Annotated in this window: 23 protein-coding genes; 12 read left to right on the top strand and 11 right to left on the bottom strand. The window is 72.9% G+C overall.

Going from position 1 to position 20085, the window contains the following annotated elements; genetic code table 11:
• Positions 1-101: 101 nt before the first annotated feature.
• From ACIQWX_RS28630 to ACIQWX_RS28615, 4 genes are all read left to right on the top strand, one after another.
• On the top strand, positions 102-509 hold the full coding sequence (locus tag ACIQWX_RS28630) for a zinc-ribbon domain-containing protein (RefSeq protein WP_400877292.1): 408 nt from the start codon (positions 102-104) through the stop codon (positions 507-509).
• Positions 510-985: 476 nt separating this feature from the next.
• Positions 986-1429, top strand: coding sequence for a single-stranded DNA-binding protein (locus tag ACIQWX_RS28625; protein WP_400877290.1), 444 nt, complete (start codon positions 986-988; stop codon positions 1427-1429).
• Positions 1430-1546: 117 nt separating this feature from the next.
• Entirely contained in the window at positions 1547-1834 is a 288-nt protein-coding gene (locus tag ACIQWX_RS28620) for a hypothetical protein (protein ID WP_400877288.1), read from the top strand.
• 577 nt (positions 1835-2411) lie between these two features.
• Positions 2412-3416 carry a pirin family protein gene (locus ACIQWX_RS28615; protein WP_400877286.1) on the top strand — a complete coding sequence of 335 codons (1005 nt, stop codon included), beginning with the start codon at positions 2412-2414 and terminating at the stop codon, positions 3414-3416.
• Here ACIQWX_RS28615 and ACIQWX_RS28610 read toward each other — a convergent pair.
• Together ACIQWX_RS28610 and ACIQWX_RS28605 are read right to left on the bottom strand one after the other, a co-directional pair.
• A complete protein-coding gene (locus ACIQWX_RS28610; RefSeq protein WP_400877284.1) occupies positions 3390-4133 on the bottom strand; it encodes an alpha/beta fold hydrolase in 744 nt (247 codons plus the stop codon). The genes ACIQWX_RS28615 and ACIQWX_RS28610 overlap by 27 nt on opposite strands.
• Before the next feature lie 161 nt (positions 4134-4294).
• A complete protein-coding gene (locus ACIQWX_RS28605) occupies positions 4295-4969 on the bottom strand; it encodes a GntR family transcriptional regulator (protein ID WP_400877282.1) in 675 nt (224 codons plus the stop codon).
• Between the two features lie 2 nt (positions 4970-4971).
• Here ACIQWX_RS28605 and ACIQWX_RS28600 point away from each other — a divergent pair, with 2 nt between their 5' ends.
• Positions 4972-6642, top strand: a complete 1671-nt coding sequence (locus ACIQWX_RS28600; protein ID WP_400877281.1) for a thiamine pyrophosphate-dependent enzyme — start codon at positions 4972-4974, stop codon at positions 6640-6642.
• Here the strand turns inward: ACIQWX_RS28600 and ACIQWX_RS28595 are convergent.
• A complete protein-coding gene (locus tag ACIQWX_RS28595; protein ID WP_400877280.1) occupies positions 6639-8015 on the bottom strand; it encodes a pyridoxal phosphate-dependent decarboxylase family protein in 1377 nt (458 codons plus the stop codon). The two genes, ACIQWX_RS28600 and ACIQWX_RS28595, sit on opposite strands and share 4 nt — an antisense overlap.
• A 62-nt stretch (positions 8016-8077) precedes the next feature.
• Entirely contained in the window at positions 8078-8974 is an 897-nt protein-coding gene (locus ACIQWX_RS28590; RefSeq protein ID WP_400877278.1) for a phosphatase PAP2 family protein, read from the bottom strand.
• 110 nt (positions 8975-9084) lie between these two features.
• Between ACIQWX_RS28590 and ACIQWX_RS28585 the strand changes: the two genes are divergently transcribed.
• From ACIQWX_RS28585 to ACIQWX_RS28575, 3 genes are all read left to right on the top strand, one after another.
• A complete protein-coding gene (locus ACIQWX_RS28585; RefSeq protein ID WP_400877276.1) occupies positions 9085-9774 on the top strand; it encodes a response regulator in 690 nt (229 codons plus the stop codon).
• A gap of 65 nt (positions 9775-9839) precedes the next feature.
• Positions 9840-11225, top strand: a complete 1386-nt coding sequence (locus ACIQWX_RS28580) for an ATP-binding protein (RefSeq protein ID WP_400877615.1) — start codon at positions 9840-9842, stop codon at positions 11223-11225.
• Entirely contained in the window at positions 11222-11710 is a 489-nt protein-coding gene (locus ACIQWX_RS28575) for a hypothetical protein (protein WP_400877275.1), read from the top strand. The genes ACIQWX_RS28580 and ACIQWX_RS28575 overlap by 4 nt, the downstream gene beginning before the upstream one ends.
• Positions 11711-11717: 7 nt before the next feature.
• Here the strand turns inward: ACIQWX_RS28575 and ACIQWX_RS28570 are convergent, their stop codons facing one another.
• Both ACIQWX_RS28570 and ACIQWX_RS28565 read right to left on the bottom strand, forming a co-directional pair.
• Entirely contained in the window at positions 11718-12545 is an 828-nt protein-coding gene (locus tag ACIQWX_RS28570) for a methyltransferase domain-containing protein (protein WP_400877274.1), read from the bottom strand.
• A 34-nt stretch (positions 12546-12579) separates the two neighbouring features.
• On the bottom strand, positions 12580-13173 hold the full coding sequence (locus ACIQWX_RS28565) for an NADPH-dependent FMN reductase (protein WP_400877273.1): 594 nt from the start codon (positions 13171-13173) through the stop codon (positions 12580-12582).
• Positions 13174-13271: 98 nt separating this feature from the next.
• On the opposite strand from ACIQWX_RS28565, the gene soxR reads away from it, so the two are divergent.
• Positions 13272-13751 (top strand): redox-sensitive transcriptional activator SoxR, encoded by a 480-nt coding sequence (soxR, locus tag ACIQWX_RS28560; protein WP_400877271.1) that lies wholly within the window; start codon positions 13272-13274, stop codon positions 13749-13751.
• Here the strand turns inward: soxR and ACIQWX_RS28555 are convergent.
• From ACIQWX_RS28555 to ACIQWX_RS28545, 3 genes are all read right to left on the bottom strand, one after another.
• Positions 13748-14257 (bottom strand): DUF664 domain-containing protein, encoded by a 510-nt coding sequence (locus ACIQWX_RS28555; RefSeq protein WP_400877269.1) that lies wholly within the window; start codon positions 14255-14257, stop codon positions 13748-13750. The genes soxR and ACIQWX_RS28555 overlap by 4 nt on opposite strands.
• Before the next feature lie 71 nt (positions 14258-14328).
• Complete coding sequence (locus ACIQWX_RS28550) at positions 14329-14886, bottom strand: hypothetical protein (protein ID WP_400877268.1); 558 nt, start codon at positions 14884-14886, stop codon at positions 14329-14331.
• A gap of 2 nt (positions 14887-14888) precedes the next feature.
• A complete protein-coding gene (locus ACIQWX_RS28545; RefSeq protein ID WP_400877267.1) occupies positions 14889-15602 on the bottom strand; it encodes a hypothetical protein in 714 nt (237 codons plus the stop codon).
• 237 nt (positions 15603-15839) lie between these two features.
• On the opposite strand from ACIQWX_RS28545, the gene ACIQWX_RS28540 reads away from it, so the two are divergent.
• Both ACIQWX_RS28540 and ACIQWX_RS28535 read left to right on the top strand, forming a co-directional pair.
• Positions 15840-16583: an SDR family oxidoreductase gene (locus tag ACIQWX_RS28540; protein WP_400877265.1), complete on the top strand. Its 744-nt coding sequence runs from the start codon at positions 15840-15842 to the stop codon at positions 16581-16583.
• A gap of 11 nt (positions 16584-16594) precedes the next feature.
• The gene (locus tag ACIQWX_RS28535) at positions 16595-17482 is read left to right on the top strand and encodes an SDR family oxidoreductase (protein ID WP_400877263.1); all 888 of its coding nucleotides are present in this window, start codon (positions 16595-16597) and stop codon (positions 17480-17482) included.
• Here ACIQWX_RS28535 and ACIQWX_RS28530 read toward each other — a convergent pair.
• Complete coding sequence (locus ACIQWX_RS28530) at positions 17463-17900, bottom strand: DUF6314 family protein (RefSeq protein WP_400877262.1); 438 nt, start codon at positions 17898-17900, stop codon at positions 17463-17465. The genes ACIQWX_RS28535 and ACIQWX_RS28530 overlap by 20 nt on opposite strands.
• A 68-nt stretch (positions 17901-17968) precedes the next feature.
• Here ACIQWX_RS28530 and recQ point away from each other — a divergent pair, with 68 nt between their 5' ends.
• Positions 17969-19804 carry a DNA helicase RecQ gene (gene recQ / locus ACIQWX_RS28525; RefSeq protein ID WP_400877260.1) on the top strand — a complete coding sequence of 612 codons (1836 nt, stop codon included), beginning with the start codon at positions 17969-17971 and terminating at the stop codon, positions 19802-19804.
• 1 nt (position 19805) lies between these two features.
• Here the strand turns inward: recQ and ACIQWX_RS28520 are convergent, their stop codons facing one another.
• A complete protein-coding gene (locus ACIQWX_RS28520) occupies positions 19806-20018 on the bottom strand; it encodes an antitoxin (RefSeq protein WP_400877258.1) in 213 nt (70 codons plus the stop codon).
• Between the last annotated feature and the right edge of the window lie 67 nt (positions 20019-20085).

The following is a 20085-nucleotide window of genomic DNA, read 5'->3' as shown; positions in this document are numbered from 1 at the left end:
ATCACAATCTAGTCCCCGAGTTCGGCGAAACCGCCACGCGGCGGCGCACCGGTGTGCGACGCTGCCCGGCGAACGGAAGACCTTGGGAGAAAGAAGTACCGATGCTGATCTGGGGCTGGCGGACGCGGATCTACGTGCTGGCGATGACGACCTTCCTGTGCGGCCGGTGCGGCAACCCCGCTTCGCACGCGGTGCGCAAGGCGGTCACGAAGTTCACCTTGTTCTTCATCCCGCTCTTCCCGATCAGCGTGAAGTACTCGGCGCAGTGCACGTTCTGCGGGATCGAGAACCGGATCCCGAAGGAGGACGCCGTCCGCCTGCAGGCGCAGGAGGAGCAGGGCCAGCAGCAGGGTGCCCAGCCGGGCTACCCGCAGCAGCCGCCGTCGGGCGGGTTCCCGCAGCAGGGCGTGGCGCAGCCGTCGCACCCTTCGCAGCCGCAGGGGTTCCCGCAGCCGCAGCACCCGTCGCAGCAGCAGTACCCGGGTCAGTTCCCCCAGCAGGGTCAGTGATCCTCCCGTCCATTTCGGACATTCGGGTAGCGCCGGGACGAACTTCGCCATTCGACACGCGATCGAGGCCGTAGTCCCGGCGTACCGCCCGTGAGCCGCGGCGAGCGACCTCCGGCACAAGACCACCCGTCCGAGTGAGATCCGCGCCTCCTGCACGTCCTTGTCCCGCGGCGCGTGCGGGGCCGGCAGCGCACATGCCCGGTCCTCGCACGCGGCGGCGCCTTCCCGGTCCCCTCTGCCCAGCGTGCGGCCACTTTCCAGGACGCACCGCGTGGCTTCTCCGCACCCGATCGCGAACAGCGTGCAAGGTCCGCCTGCCGCCGGGCGAGCGTGCCCGGCGCCTTCCGGAACGCCATCGGAAAACCGACCCGGACGGGTGCCGGCACTCGTCGCCCGGCCCGGAACTGTCGGACCCCCGTGCTCTCCTCATCGGCGAGAGCGGTGCACCCCGCACCCGGAGGAGAAGGAGGATCCCGATGGCAGGCGAAACGCTGGTGACCGTGGTCGGCAACCTGACGACCGACCCCGAACTGCGGTTCACCCCGTCCGGCGCCGCGGTCGCGAACTTCACGGTCGCGTCGACCCCGCGCACGTTCGACCGCGAATCCGGCGACTGGCGCGACGGCGACGCGCTGTTCCTGCGCTGCAACGTGTGGCGGCAGTACGCGGAGAACGTGGCGGAGTCGCTGAGACGCGGAGCCCGCGTGCTCGTCCAGGGCCGGCTGAGACAGCGGTCGTTCGACACGAAGGAGGGCGAGAAGCGCACGGTGACGGAGCTGGACGTCGACGAGGTCGGCCCGGCGTTGCGCTACGCCACGGCGAAGGTGACCAGGCTGAGCCGCGCCGCGAGCGGCGAGGCGACGAGTTCGTGGACGCCGGAGCCGGTACCGGTGGCGGCCGGAGCGGAGCCTCCGTTCTGAGTCGACCGGGCCTCGACCGCCGGCGGTGACCATCGACGGAAACCCCTTGTCGAAATCCCGGCAGCTGGTTCGACGCATGAGCAGGACGAGGTCGAACCACGAGCGGGAGGGACCGAGATGAACGAGCAGAGCGGAACACCGGCCGTGCGCCCCCTGGTGAACCACCGGATGCTGGCGATGCTGCGAGCGGTCGGAGCAGGCCGCGGCCGGGTGTCGTGCAGCAGCGAGCCGGACTTGTTCATCGACGGCCTCTCGTGCGGCGACCAGTTCGCGGCCCACGCACTGGCCCACCAGGGCCTGGTCCGAGCGGCCCGCCCGGGCCTGCCGGGCGAGCTGGTCCCGGCGATGTTGACGGTCGAAGGCCGGGCGATAGTGGCGGCCCGCCAGAAGCACCACGCCGCCTGAAGGGCGACGCGAAGCTTGAAAACTCCATAGAGCAAAGGCCGCATTCGGCCCGGGGCGGTCCCGGTGGACGCCGGCCGGCCTGGCGGGTCATCCACCGCGGCCGGGCCGGGCACCGCCGGGCCCACCGGCATCCGCCACCGAGTCCGCGTCGCCCCGCGGCCACCCGGCCCGGCAGGCTAGTGGCCACCGGCTCTACCCCTCCCGGCCCGCGACCGTCCAACCCGGCGGGCGGCCGCTGGCCCCGCCCCGAACCGCGGACTCATCCGGCCGCCCCAAGCGGCCCACTCGGCCGAACCGTTTCGCCCGGGTCCACCGCGGCCGGGTGAGCGCCACCAGTCCACCGGCCTGCCGCCGCGCCTACCCCGGCCAGCTCATCCACCGTGGCCAAGCAGGCGCCACCAAGTCACCAGCGCGCCTGGCCGCCGGCACCGCCCCGCCCGGCCCGGCGGGCGGCCGCAGGTGAGCGGCTGCGGGCTCTGCCCCGCCCGCAGCCGCCCCGCCCCGCCCCGCAGCCGGCCCTGCCGCGGGCCCGCCCGGCACCCGAGCCCCAGCGAGCAACGCGACTACCGTGGCGGACATGAGCAACACCGAGGCGACCCCCGCCGAGCTCGCCTGCGGCGACCAGCCCACGACCGCCGACCCCGAGCACCCGGCCGTCGAGGTCCTCACCCCGCGCGAGGTACCCCTGGGCGGGCCCCGCGCGATGCGGGTCCGGCGTACCCTCCCCCAGCGGTCCCGCTCCCTGATCGGTGCCTGGTGCTTCGCCGACCACTACGGCCCGACCGAAGTCGCCGGCGCGATGGACGTCGCCCCGCACCCGCACACCGGCCTGCAGACCGTGAGCTGGCTGTTCGCCGGCGAGATCGAGCACCGCGACAGCCTCGGCTCGCACGCCGTGGTCCGCCCCGGCGAGCTGAACCTCATGACCGGCGGCCACGGCATCTGCCACTCGGAGGTCTCGACCCCGGGAGCCAAGACGCTGCACGGCGTCCAGCTCTGGGTGGCGCTGCCCGAGCGGCACCGGCACACGGCACGCGCGTTCGACCACTACGTGCCCTCGGTGAACCGGATCGAAGGCGCGGAGATCCGGGTGTTCCTCGGGTCGCTGGCCGGGCGCACCTCCCCGATCCCGACCTACACCCCGCTGCTGGGCGCGGAGATCGTGCTGGGCCCGGACGCCCACATGTCCCTCGGCGTCGACCCCCGCTTCGAGCACGGCGTCCTGGTCGACACGGGCGACGTCGTCGTCGCGGGCACCCGCGTCCGCGCGGCGGAGCTGGGGTACGTCGGCACCGGCGTGCGCTCGCTGACGTTGAGCAACCGCGGCACGGCGCCGGCCCGGTTCCTCCTGCTCGGTGGCACCCCGTTCGAAGAAGAGATCCTGATGTGGTGGAACTTCGTCGGCCGGAGCCACGAGGAGATCGCGGCCTTCCGCGAGGCGTGGGAGGCCGAATCCGACCAGTTCGGCAGCGTCACCGGCTACACGGGCACGCCACAGCGGCTGCCGGCGCCCCAGCTGCCGGCGGTCCGCATCAAGCCGCGCCGGAACCCCGCGTCACCCCAGGAACCCCGCGACGGCTGATCCGAACCCGGCGGCGTCGTCCAGCCAGGGGTAGTGCGCGGCGCCGGGCAGGACGACGACCCGGCCGTCCGGGAAGAGCCCGGCGAACTCACGCGCGACGGCCGGGCTGGCGATCCAGTCCAAGTCCCCGGCGAGCACCAGCACGGGACACTCGACACCCCCGAGCGCGGCCCGCGTGACCTCGGGCTCGAAGGCACCGTCGGCGTTGTAGACGCGCGCGGCGGCACCGTTGCGCTGCCCGGCCTCGGTGGCTTGGTGCTGTCGGGCGGCGTCGTCCCAGCGGCCGTAGTACATCGGCGCGACGGCGGCCCAGTCGGCACTGGTCGCCGTCCGCGCGGCGATCGCGTCGTACGCCGCGGCGGCGGCGTCGAACCACGGTGCACCGGCCCGCCGGGCCATGATCCGCCGCCGGTCGTCGACGGAAAGCTGCAACCCGACGGCCCGCGGGCTCGGCGCGACGAGCAGAAGCCGCCGCAGCCGGCCGGGATACCGGGCGGCGTAGAGGACGGCCAGGCTGGCCCCGGCGGAGTGCCCGAGCAGGTCGAGCCGGTCGAGGCCGAGGTGCTTGCGCAGTGCCTCGACGTCCTCGACCTGCCGATCGCACCGGTAGGTGCCGGGGTCGGCGGGCGCCTCGGAGGCCCCCGTCCCCCGCGGATCGAGCACGGCCAGCGGAGCGCCGAGCCCACCGAGGTCACCGAGGTAGGCCCCGGCACGCATGGGCCCACCGGGCAGGCAGACAACGGGCGGGCCACCGACCCCGAGAAGACGGAAGGAGAGCGCGGTCCCGTCCGGCGCGGAGAAGATCGGCATCCCCGACCCTGACACTCCGAAGGCGGCTCAAGCAACCCTCACGAACGCGACGTGAACCGCATGAGCCGTCACCGCTCCCGCGCGAGATAAGCGTCCAAGGTCGCCAACCGGTGCTCCCGCGCGCACTGCTCGACCTCCGCCGGCAAACCGCCGCCCTCGATCAGCGCCAGCAACCGCTCGTGCTCCTCGACCGACGCCGGCGCCCGCCCGGGGACCGACGCGAACGTGCTGTCCCGCACCGCCGCGAGCCGCGTCCAGCACCGCTGCACCAGGTCCACCAGGTTCGGGTTCGGGCAAGCGCTGAACAGCACCTCGTGGAACTCCGCGTTCAAAGCGGTGAACGTCAGCGGGTCGAACTCGGCCAGGCTGCGGCGCATCCGCTCGTTCAGCGCACGGGCGCGAGCGAGGTCCGCCGGCGTGAGCAGCGGTGCGGCGAGGCCGGTCGCCGCGCCCTCGACGATCGCCACCGTCTGCATCGCGTGCCGGTACTCCGTCGGGTCGATGGCCACCACCCGGGCCCCGACGTTCCGCTCGAACTCGATCAGCTCCTCGGCCTCCAGCCGGCGCAGGGCCTCGCGGACCGGCACCGCGCTGACGTCGAGTTCGCGGCCGATCTGGTCGAGCACCAGCCGGTACCCGGGCCCGTACCGGCCGTCGAGGATCCTGGCCTTGATCGTCTCGTAGGCCAGCTGGGACTTCGTGACCGGTCTTCCCGAGGACGCGCTGATCATGTAGGAAACCATATATGGTCCCGCCGACGGACGACGCCCAGGAGGCCGTGCCGATGCCGAGTTCCCCGCCCGCCCCCTCCGCGGCCGACCTGATCGTCGACGGCCTGCGGGCCCACGGCGTCGACACCGTGTTCGGGCTGCCCGGCGTGCAGACCTACGACCTGTTCGACAGCCTGGCCCGCGCCGGCGAGGACATCCGGGTGATCGGCGCCCGGCACGAGCAGACCGTGGCCTACATGGCGTTCGGCTACGCGCAGGCGACCGGGCGCCCCGGCGTCTACACCGTCGTGCCCGGCCCCGGCGTCCTCAACTCCTCGGCCGCGCTGCTCTCGGCGCACGGTGCCAGCGCCCCGGTCGTGTGCCTCACCAGCGAGATCCCCCGCGCGTACCTCGGCCGCGGGCTCGGGCACCTGCACGAAATGCCCGACCAGCTCGCCACCCTGCGGACGATGACCAAGTGGTCGGCGCTGGTCGAGCACCCGGCCGAGATCCCGGACGCGCTGGCGACGGCGTTCCGCGAAGCCTCCGGCGGGCGGCCGAGACCGGTCTCGCTGGCGGTGCCCTGGGACGTGCTGGGCCTGCGCGCCCCGGCCGAACCCGCCGGTCCGCGGCCGCTCCCGCGCCCGGTCGTCGACCCGGCCGCCGTCGAGCAAGCCGCAGACCTGCTGAGCCGTGCGAAGCATCCGATGATCATGGTGGGCGGCGGCGCCCGGCACGCGGCCGCCGAGGTCCGGGCGCTGGCCGAACGGCTGCAGGCGCCGGTGGTTCCGTTCCGCGGCGGGCGGGGCGTCGTCGGCGACGACCACCCGCTGGGGTTCACGTGCGTCTCCGGCTTCGAGCGGTGGGCGGAGACCGACGTCGTGGTCGGGATCGGCTCGCGGATGGAGCTGTCCTGGTTCCGCTGGCCGGACAAGCCCGCCGGCCTGAAGACGATCCTGCTCGACATCGACCCGAGGCAGGCGACGCGGCTCGAGGCGGACGTCGCGATCGTCGCCGACGCCGCCGACGCCGCGGCCGCGCTGACCGAGGCCGCGGGTCCACAGAGGACGGACCGGACCGCGGAGTTCACCACGCTGAAGGCGGCCGTGGCCGAGCGGTTCGCCGACGTCGGACCGGAACTGGAGTACCTGCGCGCGATCCGGGACGTGCTGCCGCGCGACGGCTTCTTCGTCGAGGAGATCTGCCAAGTCGGCTTCGCGTCCTACTTCGGGTTCGAGGTCTATTCGCCGCGCACGTTCGTCACGTGCGGCCACCAGGGCACGCTCGGCTTCGGCTACCCGACGGCGCTCGGCGTGCAGGCGGCCTTCCCCGGCCGGCCGGTGGTGTCGGTGGCCGGGGACGGCGGGTTCATGTTCGCCGCGCAGGAGCTGGCGACGGCCGTCCAATATGGACTCAACGTCGTGGCGGTCGTGTTCGACAACGGCTACTACGGCAACGTCCACCTCGACCAAGAGCGGCTGTTCGAGGGCCGCGCGCTGGGCGGCCGGCTGCGCAACCCGGACTTCGCCCGGCTCGCCGAGACGTTCGGCGCGCTCGGCCTGACCGCGCGCACCCCGGACGACCTGCGCGGCGCGCTCGACAAGGCCTTCGCCGCGGGCCGGCCGGCGCTGGTGCACGTGCCGTGCGAGCTGGGCGCCGGCGCCTCGCCGTGGAAGTACCTGATGCCGAAGTCGGACCGCAGCTAACCGGCGGCCGCGCGCTCGAGCGCGGCGAACACGCGGTCGACGTCGGCCGCGGTCGTCCGCCAGTTGCTGAAGGCGGCGCGCAGGGCCGGGTGGCCGTCGTACACCGTCGGCGTCAGGAACGTGGTGCCGTCCTCGGCGATGGCGTGCACGAGGGCATCGATGTCCCGTTCGACGGCCGGGGCGAAGCAGACGACGTTGAGCCGCACCGGCGCGAGCAGCCGCCAGTGCGGCGAACCGTCGAGGCGCGCGCCGAGGTCGCGGGCGAGCGACACGCAGCGCTCGACGATCTCGCGGTGCCCGTCCCGGCCGTAGGCCACGAGCGAGAACCAGGCCGGGAGGGCGCGCAGCCGGCGGGAGTTCTCCGGGGTGAGGTGCAGGAAGTCCGGCTTCTCGCCGATCTCGCCGAGGTAGGCGGCGGTGTTGCCGAACACGCGCAGCTGCAGGTCGCGGCGGCGGGTGAACTGGACGGCGGAGTCGTAGGGCACGTTGAGCCACTTGTGCAGGTCGACGACCACCGAGTCGGCCTGGTCGAGGCCGGCGGTCAGCGCCGCGTGCTCCGGTGCCAGGGCTGCGAACCCGCCGAACGCGGCGTCGACGTGCAGCCAGAAGCCGTACCGCTGCTTCAGCGCGGCGATCGCGCGCAGGTCGTCGAAGTCGACGGTGTTCACGGTGCCCGCGTTCGCGACGACGACAGCCGGCCCGTCCAGCGATTCGAGCGCCGCGGCCAGCTGGTCGACGTCGACGGCTTCACGCCCCGGCAGCACCGGCAGCTTCCGCAGCGCCGACCGGCCCATCCCGAGGAACGACATCGCCTTCAGCACGCTCGAGTGCGCCGAGCCGGACAGCACGGTGACCGGGCCGAGCGCGGCGGCGCCGTCTTCCGACACCGAAATCCCGGCGCGTTCACCGAGCCATTCGCGGGCGATGGCGAGACCGGTGACGGTGGACATCGTGGCACCGGAGACGAACGCGCCGGAGAACTCCGGGCCGAGCCCGAACAGCTCGGCCAGCCAGCCGACGGTCTCGCGCTCGAGGTCCGAGGCCGTGGAATCCGTGCCGCTGGCGGGATTCTGGTCGTAGGCCGAGGTGAGCCAGTCCCCGGCGAGCGCCGCCGGGGTCGTCCCGCCGGTGACGAACCCGAGGTAGCGGGGCCCGGCGCTGCCCGCGAAACCGGCTTCCCAGCGCCGCGAGAACTCCTCCAGCGCACCCCGGGCTCCGGCGCCGTCACCAGGCAGCGGCGCCCGCGGAACGTCACCGGGCGGCACGGCGGCCGGCCGCTCGGGCAGCCCGGCGAGCGCTTCGCCGGCGAGTTCGCGCGCGGCGTCGAGCAGATCGGGCAGGGAGTTCAGGTCTTCGGCGAGCCTCGGATGCACGTGCCCGACGCTAGGCGCGGCGGCCACCGCTGTCGCGGGCCAATCCGCCGAAACTGGCCCGGTCAGCGGCGCAGGAGCCGCCGGACCCTGGCCTCGGCCGGGTCGAACGCCACCCGCCGCAGCGGCCCGACCAGCAGCACCACCACCGCCATCGCCGACAGCGCGGCCAGCACCATCGCGGCGACGAACTGGGCGGCACCGGACGTCGCCGTCCCGAGCACCAAGTACCCCACCAGCACCAGGGCGACCGGGGCGAGCAGCCCGCACAGCACCGGCAGGGGCGGCACCCGGTCACCGTCGGGGCGGCGGGCGGACACCACCGCCGCCCCGGCGCAGGTGACCGCGGCGACCAGGAGGCAGCCGCCGACGGTGTCGCTCAACCGGTGCCAGCCCAGCGCCACCGTCGCGGCGGCGACCCAGGCGACGCCGACGCCGCCGAGCACCAGGGCCTGCGGACGGTAGCGGCGCGGCAGGACGATCGCGAGCGCCACCAGCACGGCCATCGCCGCGCTGACGTGCCCGCTCGGGAAGCTGTTGTGGCTCGCCACGCCGAACCGGTCGCCCGTGCTCGGCCGGTCCAGGACGTACAGCTTGAGCAGCTGCGCCACCACCAGTGGCGCGGTGAGCAGGAGCAGAGCCGTCATCCCGAGGGCGAACCGGCGCCGCACCAGGGCGATCACCAGCACCAGCACCGCCACGCCGCCCAGCAGGACCACCTGGTCGGCCTGCCGCAGCGGACCGGCCCAGTCCACTGTGGTCCCCGCGGACTGGGCGCTGCGGACGACGCCGTTCTCGACGCTGCGCCCGGCCTCGGTGCGGACGAAGAGCACGTAGGCCGCGACGAAGGCGAAGGCGAACCCGGCCGCGCTCGCCGCGAGCACGGCGGTGCGGGACACCGCCCTGGTCACGAGGGCGTGGCGGACGGGAACAGGTCGCGTCTCGGAAATGGTCACTGCCATGTCCCCGAGTCTGGTGGCGGCATTTCGGGATCCCGTCAGCGCGATGTCATGGTTTTGCTACAAGATCCGCCCGGGTCGCCACGACGTGCGCTTTTCCGAATAATGGCGCCGTGGCCGAGGTACTGGTGGTAGAAGACGACGCGGCGGTGCGGGAAGGACTGCAGCTGGCCCTGCGCCGGCAGGGACACGTGGTGCACACGGCCGAATCGGGCGAGCTCGGCATCGAGGTGCTGGTGCGGCACCGGCCCGACATCGTCGTGCTCGACCTGATGCTGCCCGGCATGGACGGCTTCGAGACGTGCCGCCGGATGCGGGCGTCCGGGCCGATCCCGATCATCATGCTCACCGCGCGCAGCGACGACTTCGACGTCGTGGCCGGGCTCGAAGCGGGCGCCGACGACTACGTCGCCAAACCGGTCGAACCACGGGTGCTGGACGCGCGGATCCGGGCGGTGCTGCGGCGGGGCGTCGCCGAGCGGCCGGGCGAGCCGCCGGAACCCGAGGAACGCCACGGCGACCTGGTGATCGACCGGGCGGGGCTCGAGGTGACCAAGCGCGGAGCGCCGGTGTCGCTGACCCCGACCGAGCTGAAGCTGCTGCTTGAGCTCTCGCGCACGCCGGGGCAGGTGTACAGCCGCCAGCAGATCCTCTCCGCCGTCTGGGACCACGACTACCTCGGCGACTCGCGGCTGGTCGACGCGTGCGTGCAGCGGCTGCGCGCGAAGATCGAAGACGTGCCGGCGAAGCCGGAGTACGTCCAGACGGTCCGGGGGTTCGGCTACCGGTTCGGCCGGTCGTGATCCGGCGGATCCGCTCGTGGCTCGCCGGGCTGCGGCCCCGGCTGGTCGCCGCGTTCGCGGTCATCATGATCCTCGGCGCCACGGCCGCGGCCGGCGCGAGCTACGTCTCCGCGCGCAACGCCATCCTCGAGGGCATCCAGGACCAGACGATGCTGAAGCTGCGCGACCAGATCGTCGCGTACCTGCCGACCGTGTCGCTGCCGCCGACCCAGGCCACGCTCGACGCGTTCTCGAGCGCGCTCAAGCCCAGCGGCGCGCTGGTCGTCTACCGCGATCTGCACTCGACGTCGGGCATGGCGCCGCAGGACGTGCCGGGGTCGCTGCGCGAGGCGGTGGCGAACAGCACGAACATCCAGTTCCAGCGGGTCGTCGTCCAGGGGTTCCCGATGTTCTTCGTCGGGATCCCGGTGCAGACCGCGTCGGGGCGGACGAGCGGCCTCGAGGTCTACGCGATGGCACCGCTGGGCCAGCAGCAGGCCGCGATCGAGGAACTGACCCGGACGGCGTGGCAGACGGCCGCGCTCGCGCTCCCGTTCGCCGTGGCGGTGGCGCTGCTGGCGGCGCGGCAGGTGCTGCGGCCGGTGCGCGCGCTGAACACCGCGGCGGACCAGCTCGGCCGCGGCCGGCTCGACGTGCGGCTGCGCGTCAAGGGTTCCGACGAGCTCGCGCAGCTGGTCACGACGTTCAACAACACCGCCGCGGAGCTGGAGCGCACGGTCGGCACGCTGCGCGCGATGGAGGCCGACGCGCGGCGGTTCGTCGCCGACGTCTCGCACGAGCTGCGGACGCCGCTCGCGGCGATGAACGCGGTCACCGACGTCCTCGACGAGGACGCGGGCCAGCTCCCGGCGGACACCGCGGTGGCCGCGCGGCTGGTCTCGGCGGAGACGAAACGGCTGACCCGGCTGGTGCAGGACCTGATCGAGATCTCCCGGTTCGACGCCGGCCGGGCCGAGCTGCGCCGGGAGGAGCTGGACGTCGCCGCCGCGGTCACCGACAGCCTCACCGCGCGCGGCTGGGAGCCCGGGTCCGGAGACTCCGAAAACTCCAAAAACGCCACTGTCGTCGCCGACCTGCCGGCGGGGATCACGGCCGCGCTCGACCGGCGGCGGCTGGACATCGTCGTGGCGAACCTCGTCGGCAACGCGCTGCGGCACGGCGCACCGCCGGTCGAGGTGGTGCTGCGGGCCGACGCCGGGGCCGTCGTGCTGACCGTCACCGACCACGGGCCGGGCATCCCGGACGAGGTGCTGCCGCGGATCTTCGACCGGTTCGCCAAGGCGGACACGTCCCGGGCGCGGTCCGAGGGCAGCGGGCTCGGGCTGTCCATCGCGCGCGAGAACGCGCGGCTGCACGGCGGCGACATCGTCGCGGCCAACACCGGCACCGGCGCCCGGTTCGAGCTGCGGCTGCCGCGCGAGGTCCGGTCCGGGTTCGGGGAGATGCGGTGAAGAAGCTCCTCGTCCTGGCCGTGGTCCTGCTGGTGAGCGCGTGCGGCGTCAAGCCGACCGGGGTCGTCCCGGCCGGGCCGGCTCCGACGCTGCGCAACCCGGGTGGCCCGGGCCGCGACGCCGAGGTGATCCTCTACTTCGTCCTCGACGGGCGGGTGGCCCCGGTGACGCGCCCGATCGTCAACGGGAGGGGTGCCGAAGCGGCCTTGTCGACTCTGCTGGACGGACCGACCGAGGCCGAGCGAGCCGACGGGTACGTGTCGGCCCTGCCGCGCCGGGCCGGATCGATCGCGCTGGTCCCCGGCCCGCCGGCGACGATCGACGTTTCGTTCCCCCTGAAGCCGATCGCCGGGGTCGGGGTCAACCAGCTGGTGTGCACGGCGTTCGCGGCGCTGGCGGCCGACGGCGGGTACTCGATCGACGGCACCATCGCCGTTTCCGGGCCGGACGTCCAGCTGCCGTACCAGGCGTGCCAGGCGTCCTGAGCACTGTCTACTGTGGACGTTTCGTCGCCGAGGCGACGAAGATCGGGACGGCCAGGAAGAACCGCCCGGCGTCGGCGCGCGTGGATTGCTCTCCCAGCCAGGCGTCGAGCTGGGCGTCCGTCGCGACGCCGGTGTCCCGGGCCGCGGCGGCGAGACCGTCGAGCAGGGGCCGGAGGCCGCCGTCGGTGTCGACGACCGTCCGGACTTCGACGGCGACCTCGGTGAACCCGGCATCGACGAGCAGGGCCCGGTACTGCCGGGCGGCCCGGGGACCGGCGACGGCGTCGGCGCGGGCGTGCACGAGGGCGCGGGTCAAGGCCGGCCGGTCCGAGTCGAGGACGAGGGTGTCCCAGTCCTGCCCGCACAACACGATCCGCCCGCCGGGAGCCAGCACCCGCCGCGCCTCGGCGACGGCCGCCGCCGGATCGGCGAGTTCGTGCAGCACCTTGTCGGCGCGGTAGCCGCGGAACTCACCATCGGCGAACGGCAACCGGAGCACATCGGCCTCGACGAACTCCGCCGCCGGAGACGACCCGCGCGCCCGGGCCGCGAGGGCAGGTGCCGGGACCGCCGAGCCATCAGCCGCCGGAAAGCCCGGCGGCCCACCCGCACTCCGCGCCCGGGCCGCCGCGAGCATTCGCGGGTCGAGATCCGCGCCCACCGCGCGCGCCCCGCGGGCGCACAACTCCGCGACCGCCCGGCCTCCGCCGCAGCCGACGTCCAGCACCCGGTCGCCCGGGCCGCACCGCAGCAGCTCATACGTCGCTTCGCGCAGGTCCGCCGCGCCCGGCAGCGAGTCCGCCAGGTCGAGCCGAGCCAGTAGCTCCGAGGTCATGCCCGCCATCGTCGGCCTTCAAGCGGGCTTCAAGTCAAGCTCCGGGGTACGGCCGGGCCGCGCGGGCCTCCGTCAGCGATCGCGCCCACCAGCCCAGCTGGCCGAGCATCGCCTTCGCCGCGATCGCCGCCGCGTCGTCCGTCGGGGTGCCGTCCGGGCCGAAGCGCGTGTGGGCGCCGTGGAAGCTGACCGTCTCGCGGATCGTGACCGCGTGCAGCTCGGCGAAGACCGCCCGCAGGTGCTCGACCGCCCGCAGGCCGCCCGACATCCCGCCGTACGAGACGAACGCCACCGGCTTGGCCGCCCACTCGCCGCGATGCCAGTCGATCGCGTTCTTCAGCGAGGCCGGGTAACTGTGGTTGTACTCCGGCGTGACCACGACGAATGCGTCGGCCGCCTCGAGCCGCGGCGACACCTTCGCCACCTCGGCGGCCACCGACGGCGGTGGCGTCGCTCCGAACGCCGGGAGCGCCAGCGGTAGGTCGGACTCGGCCAGGTCGACCACGTCGACCGCGAACCCGCCGTGCTGTTCGGCGACGCCGGCCAGCCAGTCCGCGACCACCGGGCCGAACCGTCCTTCCCGGACACTTCCCACGATCACCGCGACCCGCACGGGAGCTTCGGACACACTTCCTCCTTGGCACAGCGGCGTTGTTGCCGTCCGGGCCAGGATCAGACTTCAAGCTCGCTTGAAGTCAAGCGCGCGCCTGTGGTTGGCTGGGAAGCATGGTGAACGCCACAGCCCGGACGCTGCCGGACCTGAGCGTCGGCGAACTCTCGCGGCGCAGCGGGGTGCCCGCTTCGGCCCTGCGGTTCTACGAGGACGAAGGTCTCATCCGCAGCCGCCGCACCGCCGGGAACCAGCGCCGCTACTGCCGCGACGCACTGCGGCGGGTGACCTTCATCCGGATGTCGCAGCGGGTCGGCATGCCGCTGTCGGCGATCCGGGAGGTGCTCGCGCTCCTGCCCGACGACCGCACGCCGACCCGGGCCGACTGGGCGCGGATCTCGAAGTGCTGGCAGGAGGACCTCACCGCGCGGATCCGCCAGATGGAACAGCTGCGCGACCAGCTCACCGACTGCATCGGCTGCGGGTGCATGTCGCTGGCCAAGTGCCGGCTCGCCAACCCGGGCGACCGGCTCGGCGCCGACGGGCCCGGCCCGCAGCGCCTGGACGGCCACCGCGGCGACGGCTACGAAGCCTAGCGGCGTTCCAGGACGCCGCGGACGAACATCGCCTGGCCGGCGTGCTGGATGTCGTCGTCGAGGACGCTGACCAGGCGGACGCCCAGCGATACCGGCGGGTCCCACGCCTCGTCGACGATCCGGTCGAGCGCCTTCGCGTCCAGGTTCTCGACGAACCGGACGGTCTGCTCGTGCACGGCGTCGTAGTAGCCGGTGAGCAGGCCGGGATCGTCCACCCGCACCGCCTCGACGTCGGCCGGGCGGTGGCCGTAGCCGGTGTCGCCGGCGGGGAACGGGAGGCCGAAACGGGAAAGCCAGTCCTGGCCGGTCCACACCTGCTCGACTCCGGCCACGTCCGCGACGTGGTCGTCCTGGACCCGGGTCAGGTGCCACACCAGCCAGGCGATCGAGTTGGCCTCGTCGTCCAGCCGGGTCCGGAGCTGCGCGGCGGTGAGCCCTTCCACCGCCGCGTGCACGTTCTCCCGGACCCGGCCGAACCCGTCGACGAGCAGATCGGCCACGTTCATCGGCTGCCTCCCGTTGCTGAACCCGTTCACCGGCGTGCTACCCGATCATGCCCGCCGGCAAACGGATCCGGCTACCGCGGCAGCAGTTGGTCGAAGAACGAGCGGTAGCGGCGCAGCGCGATCCGCAGCTCCTCGGTGGCCGGTTCGCCCTGCTGCCACTGCGCTTCCAGCTCGCCCTTGTGCTCGGCGAACGTCGTGGCCAGCGCGCTGATCACGGCGGCCACGAGCTCGTCGGCCTGCTGCACGGCCTGCTTCGGGTCGTCGACGAAGCCGGTCTGCACGTTCTGCCAGCGGTCGCGGAACCCGGTGACCTTGTCCTCGTCGATCAGCGGCGGCGTCTCGACGTCGCCACCCGACTGCGCCGGCTTGGTTTCCGTGGTCGTGCCGGCCGTGTCCGGGCCCGCCGACGCCGAAGCCAGGTCGGCGGTGCTCAGGTTCTGGTCCTGGCCGGTGCCGCGGTCCACGTCGGCGCCGCGGTCCAGGTCGGTGCCGCGGTCCACGTCGGTGCCCGGCTCGCGGAAGTCGGTCCGCTCCTGGTCGGGGACTTCGGCGGTGCCGTCGCGGGTCACGTCGTCACGGGCGAAGTCGTCGTCGTGGTCGGCGCTGTGCCGGGTCAGGTGTTCGGTCATGGTCAGCGTCCTCCGTTCCACTCGGTCCGCGGCTGCGCGGACGCCTGGTGTTCTTCCTTGGCGGTGTCGCGACGGTCGGCGCCGTCGTGGTCGTGGCCGTTCCGGCGCTCGTGGTGGTCGTGCTCGCGGTCGTCGTCCCGGTCACGGTCGCGGTCATGGTCACGGTCGTGGTCGTGGTGCTCGTCGTCGGCACCGTCGGTCAGCAGGTCCTCGAAGACGGTCCGGTAGCGCACCATCGCGTCGCGCAGGTCCTCTGTGGACGCTCCGTCACGCTTCTGCTGCGTCGTGTGCGCGGCGCGGTAGTGCTCCAGCGTCTTGGCGTGGCGGACGGAAAGGTCGGTCACCTGCTGCTCGTAGCCTTCGGTCGGGTAGCCGCGTTCGCCCATCAGCGCCACGAGGAGCCGGTCCGCTTCGCTGACCGCTTCGGCGGGCTGGTCGACGAACTTCTCCTGCACCTGCGCCCATTCCCGGGCGTAGCGCTCGCGCGCCGAGGCCGACAGCGGGCGGATGTCGAGCTCCTTGTGCCGGCGTTCCCGCTCGGCGAGTTCCCGTTGCGCCGCACGGGGGTTGTCGCTTTCCTTGACGACCCGCTCGTACTCCGGGCCGAACCGCTGCTGCAGCCGTTTGCGCTGCATCTCCTGCGTCACAAGCCAAATCACGGCGCCGAGCACCGCGACGGCCACGACGACGATCACGATGATCAGCCATGTGGGCATTGCGCAATCTCCTTCACGGATGTCGCCCCCGATGCGACCGGTGTGCCCGCAACCGGAGAGCCGAAAACTGCGTTTATCCGCGATTCGGCCGACCGGCGGCCCGGATACCGCCGGATGCCGAGGCGCCACCGGCGATGTAACGACGATAACAGTCAACGACTAGCGTTGTTACCATCGGAGTGCTATCGTCGATAACAGCAAGAGGGAAGCAGCGTTACGAGCAGAAGGAAGGCAGCGATGAGCACCACCACCGAGTCCCGCGTCGCGATCGTCACCGGCGGCTCCCGCGGCATCGGCCGCCAGGTCGCCGAGCGCCTGGCCGCCGACGGCATGGCCGTCGTCGTCAACTACGCCGGCAACGAAAAGGAGGCGCAGGCCGCGGTCGACGCCATCACCGAGCGCGGTGGCCGGGCGATCGCCGTCCGCGCCGACGTCGCCGAACCCGCCCAGGTCGCGGAGCTGTTCGACACCGCCGAGGCCACGTTCGGCGGCGTGGACGTCGTCGCCCACCTGGCCGGCGTGATGAACGCGCCGACACCGATCGCCGACACCGACTTCGAGGTCCTCGACCGGGTGCACCGCACCAACATCCGCGGCACGTTCGCGGTGGCCCAGCAGGCCGCCAAGCGCGTCCGCGACGGCGGTGCCGTGATCACCACCTCGACGTCAGTGCTCGGTCTGAACCTGCCGGGCTACGGCATCTACAACGCGACCAAGGGCGCGGTCGAGGCGATCACCATGATCCTGGCGCGCGAGCTGCGCGGCCGCGACATCACCGTCAACACCGTCGCGCCCGGCCCGACGGCGACCGCGTTGTTCCTCGACGGCAAGGACGAGGAGACCGTCGAGCGGATGGCCAAGCAGCCGCCGCTCGAGCGCCTCGGCAAGCCCGAGGACATCGCCGAGGTCGTCGCGTTCCTCGCCGGCCCGGCCCGCTGGGTCAACGGCCAGGTGCTGCGCGCCAACGGCGGAATCGTCTGAGGAGGGACGTCGTGATCATCGTCGTCACCGGCGCCTCCAGCGGGATCGGCGCCCTCTCCGCCCGGGCGCTGGCCCGCGCCGGGCACACCGTCTACGCCGGGATGCGCGCGACCACCGGCCGCAACGCGCCCCAGGTCGAAGCCGCCGCGGCGTTCGCCGGGGAACACGGCGTCGACCTGCGGTCCGTCGAACTGGACGTTTCCAGCCAGGACTCGGCCGACGCGGCCGTCGAACGGATCGTCGCCGAGCACGGCAGGCTGGACGTCGTCGTGCACAACGCCGGGCACATGGTGCTCGGCCCGGCCGAGGCGTTCACGCCGGAGCAGCTCGCGCAGCTCTACGACACCAACGCGATCGGCACCCAGCGCGTCAACCGCGCCGCCCTCCCCCACCTGCGCGCCCAGGGCGACGGGCTGCTGGTGTGGGTGTCGAGCAGCAGCGTCCGCGGCGGCACCCCGCCCTACCTGGCGCCGTACTTCGCAGCGAAGGCGGCGATGGACAGCCTCGCGGTTTCCTACGCCGCCGAAGTGGCGCGCTTCGGGATCGACACCACGATCGTCGTGCCGGGTGCGTTCACCGCGGGCACCAACCACTTCCCGAACTCCGGGCACCCGGCCGACGAGGCCGTCGCGAAGGCCTACGAAGAGCGGTACGCAGGCCTGACCGACCACGTCGCGGCGAAGCTGGCCGAGATCACCCCGGCGGACGCGGACGTCGCCGTCGTCGCCGAAGAGCTGGCGCGCGTGGTGGACCTGCCGAAGGGGCGGCGGCCGTTCCGGGTGCACGTCGACCCGGCCGACGACGGCGGGTGGCTGGTCGCCGAGGTCGGCGACCGCATCCGGAGCGAGTTCCTCCGCCGGATCGACCTGGCCGACCTGCTCAGCCCGGCGGCCGGCTGAACCGGGTGACGATCACGTGGTCCTTCGCCGGCCCGCGGACCGCCCACTCCTGCCGCCAGCGGCGCGCGTCGAGCACGCGGTAACTCCCGCGGTAGAAGTCGTCGCGGCAGGGGTGGTCCGCGTCCCAGTGCCCGGCACGCAGGTCGACGGCGTGGAAGAAGCCGCCGTGGTCGAAGTGCACGTCGGCGCGGCCGGGCGCGGTGGGCCGGTAGTGCAGCTCGCGGGTCACGGGTCCGGTGTACCCGCCGAGCCGCAGTTCGCCGGCTTCGCGGTAGACGAGGACACCGTCCTCCTCGGTGAAGGTCACGGTGCCGGTGACGTCTCCCGCCGGATCGCCGTCGGCGGTGCGGATTTCACGGTCGAACCGCCACGCACCGGCGAAATGCGCGGCCAGATCGGGGACCGGCCAGTACTCCACGCGCCCAGTCTGCCACCCCGCGGCGGGCCGGGCCGCAACTGTCGGACCCCCGCTCTATAGTCGGCCGGGTGGCAGACACCGACCTCGCGACCGTGTCCGACGCGCTGGAGACCCTCCGGCGCGTGTTCGGTTACGACAGCTTCCGCGGCGACCAGGCGGCGATCGTCGAGCACGTGGTCGCGGGCGGCGACGCGCTCGTGCTGATGCCCACCGGCGGCGGGAAGTCGTTGTGCTACCAGATTCCCGCGCTGGTGCGGCCGGGCGTGGGCGTGGTGGTCTCGCCCCTGATCGCGCTGATGCAGGACCAGGTCGACGCGCTGCGCAACGCCGGTGTCCGCGCCGGGTTCCTCAACTCCACGCAGGACTACGCGGCTCGCCAGGAGGTCGAGTCGGCGTTCCTGGCCGGCGAGCTCGACCTGCTCTACCTGGCACCGGAACGGCTCTCGATGGAGTCCACCGCGCGGCTGTTCGACCGCGGCAAGATCTCCTTGTTCGCGATCGACGAAGCGCACTGCGTCTCCCAGTGGGGCCACGACTTCCGGCCGGAGTACCTGGCGCTGTCCTCGCTGCACGAACGCTGGCCGGACGTGCCGCGGATCGCGCTGACCGCGACGGCGACCGAAGCGACGCACCAGGAGATCTCGGCGCGCCTGAAGCTCGACGAAGCCCGCCACTTCGTCGCCAGCTTCGACCGGCCGAACATCCAGTACCGGATCGTCGGCAAGAACTCGCCGCAGCGACAACTCCTGGAACTCCTGCAGACCGAGCACAAGGGCGACGCGGGGATCGTCTACTGCCTGTCCCGGAACTCGGTCGAGAAGACCGCGGAGTTCCTGGTGCAGAACGGGATCCCGGCGGTGCCCTACCACGCGGGCCTCGACTCGCGCACCCGCGCGAAGCACCAGTCGCGGTTCCTGCGCGAGGACGGCCTGATCGTGGTCGCCACGATCGCGTTCGGGATGGGCATCGACAAGCCGGACGTCCGGTTCGTCGCGCACCTCGACCTGCCGAAGTCCGTCGAGGGCTACTACCAGGAGACCGGGCGCGCGGGCCGGGACGGGCTGCCGTCCACCGCGTGGCTGGCGTACGGGCTGCAGGACGTCGTGCAGCAGCGCAAGATGATCGACACGTCCGAGGGCGACGAGGCGCACCGGCGCCGGCTCGGCGCGCACCTGAACGCGATGCTCGCGCTGTGCGAAACGGTCGAATGCCGGCGCGTGCAGATCCTGAACTACTTCGGGCAGCAGGCCGAGCCCTGCGGCAACTGCGACACGTGCCTGAGCCCGCCGGAGAAGTGGGACGGCACGATCCCGGCGCAGAAGCTCCTGTCGACGATCGTGCGGCTGCGCAACGAACGGCGGCAGAAGTTCGGCGCGGGTCAGGTGATCGACATCCTGCTCGGCAAGACCACGCCGAAGGTCACCCAGTTCCAGCACGACACGCTCAAGACGTTCGGCATCGGCACCGAGCTGCGCGAGCCGGAGTGGCGCGCGGTCGTCCGGCAGCTGCTGGCCCAGGGCCTGCTGGCCGTCGAAGGCGACTACGGCTCGCTGGTGCTCACCGAAGCCAGCGCCGAGGTGCTGGGCGGTGGCCGCGAAGTGCTGCTGCGCCGCGAGCCCGAGCGCGCCGCGGCCGCCCGGGTCCGCAGCGCGCGCAAGGCCGCCCCCGCGGCGGACATGCCGGCGGAGGCGGCCCCGCTGTTCGAGCGCCTGCGCGCTTGGCGGGCCGGCGTCGCGAAGGAGCAAGGGGTGCCCGCGTACGTCGTCTTCCACGACGCGACCCTGCGTCAGATCGCCACGCAGCGGCCGTCGTCACTGGCCGCGCTGGGCACGGTCAGCGGCGTCGGTGAGAACAAGCTCGCCAAGTACGGCGAAGGCGTCCTCGAGGTGCTGACGGCGGAGTGACCTACCGGGCGGCCGGGCCCGGGCGGCCGTCCGGGCCGGTCACCGAGTTGACCTTGCGGACCGCGCCGGCGATCTGCTGGTGGTACTTGCCCTTGGTCTTGTCGTCGACGAACTTGGCCGCCTTGCCGACGACCTGGTTCACCTTTTCGGGGTTCTTCTTCGCGTAGGCACGGGCCGCGCCAGCGGCCCCGGCCAGCATGGTCAGTTTGCGCATCAACGGCACGGTGGTCCTCCCTCATCGGGTTCCGGTCATCCTGACAACGCGGACGAACCACCCGGAG

It is taken from the genome of Amycolatopsis sp. NPDC098790 (assembly GCF_044759945.1).
In the GTDB taxonomy this organism is placed as follows: domain Bacteria; phylum Actinomycetota; class Actinomycetes; order Mycobacteriales; family Pseudonocardiaceae; genus Amycolatopsis.
The sequence above is the reverse complement of the archived record's forward strand: the minus strand, read 5'-3'. Positions and strand labels throughout refer to the sequence as shown.

Bases quoted from the DNA above. Each gene is read 5' to 3' on its own strand.
- ACIQWX_RS28630 (WP_400877292.1), top strand. From the start codon at position 102: ATGCTGATCTGGGGCTGGCGGACGCGGATCTACGTGCTGGCGATGACG.
- ACIQWX_RS28625 (WP_400877290.1), top strand. From the start codon at position 986: ATGGCAGGCGAAACGCTGGTGACCGTGGTCGGCAACCTGACGACCGAC.
- ACIQWX_RS28620 (WP_400877288.1), top strand. From the start codon at position 1,547: ATGAACGAGCAGAGCGGAACACCGGCCGTGCGCCCCCTGGTGAACCAC.
- ACIQWX_RS28615 (WP_400877286.1), top strand. From the start codon at position 2,412: ATGAGCAACACCGAGGCGACCCCCGCCGAGCTCGCCTGCGGCGACCAG.
- ACIQWX_RS28610 (WP_400877284.1), bottom strand. From the start codon at position 4,133: ATGCGTGCCGGGGCCTACCTCGGTGACCTCGGTGGGCTCGGCGCTCCG.
- ACIQWX_RS28605 (WP_400877282.1), bottom strand. From the start codon at position 4,969: ATGGTTTCCTACATGATCAGCGCGTCCTCGGGAAGACCGGTCACGAAG.
- ACIQWX_RS28600 (WP_400877281.1), top strand. From the start codon at position 4,972: ATGGTCCCGCCGACGGACGACGCCCAGGAGGCCGTGCCGATGCCGAGT.
- ACIQWX_RS28590 (WP_400877278.1), bottom strand. From the start codon at position 8,974: ATGGCAGTGACCATTTCCGAGACGCGACCTGTTCCCGTCCGCCACGCC.
- ACIQWX_RS28580 (WP_400877615.1), top strand. From the start codon at position 9,840: ATGATCCTCGGCGCCACGGCCGCGGCCGGCGCGAGCTACGTCTCCGCG.
- ACIQWX_RS28570 (WP_400877274.1), bottom strand. From the start codon at position 12,545: ATGACCTCGGAGCTACTGGCTCGGCTCGACCTGGCGGACTCGCTGCCG.
- soxR (WP_400877271.1), top strand. From the start codon at position 13,272: ATGGTGAACGCCACAGCCCGGACGCTGCCGGACCTGAGCGTCGGCGAA.
- ACIQWX_RS28555 (WP_400877269.1), bottom strand. From the start codon at position 14,257: ATGAACGTGGCCGATCTGCTCGTCGACGGGTTCGGCCGGGTCCGGGAG.
- ACIQWX_RS28550 (WP_400877268.1), bottom strand. From the start codon at position 14,886: ATGACCGAACACCTGACCCGGCACAGCGCCGACCACGACGACGACTTC.
- ACIQWX_RS28545 (WP_400877267.1), bottom strand. From the start codon at position 15,602: ATGCCCACATGGCTGATCATCGTGATCGTCGTCGTGGCCGTCGCGGTG.
- ACIQWX_RS28540 (WP_400877265.1), top strand. From the start codon at position 15,840: ATGAGCACCACCACCGAGTCCCGCGTCGCGATCGTCACCGGCGGCTCC.
- ACIQWX_RS28520 (WP_400877258.1), bottom strand. From the start codon at position 20,018: ATGCGCAAACTGACCATGCTGGCCGGGGCCGCTGGCGCGGCCCGTGCC.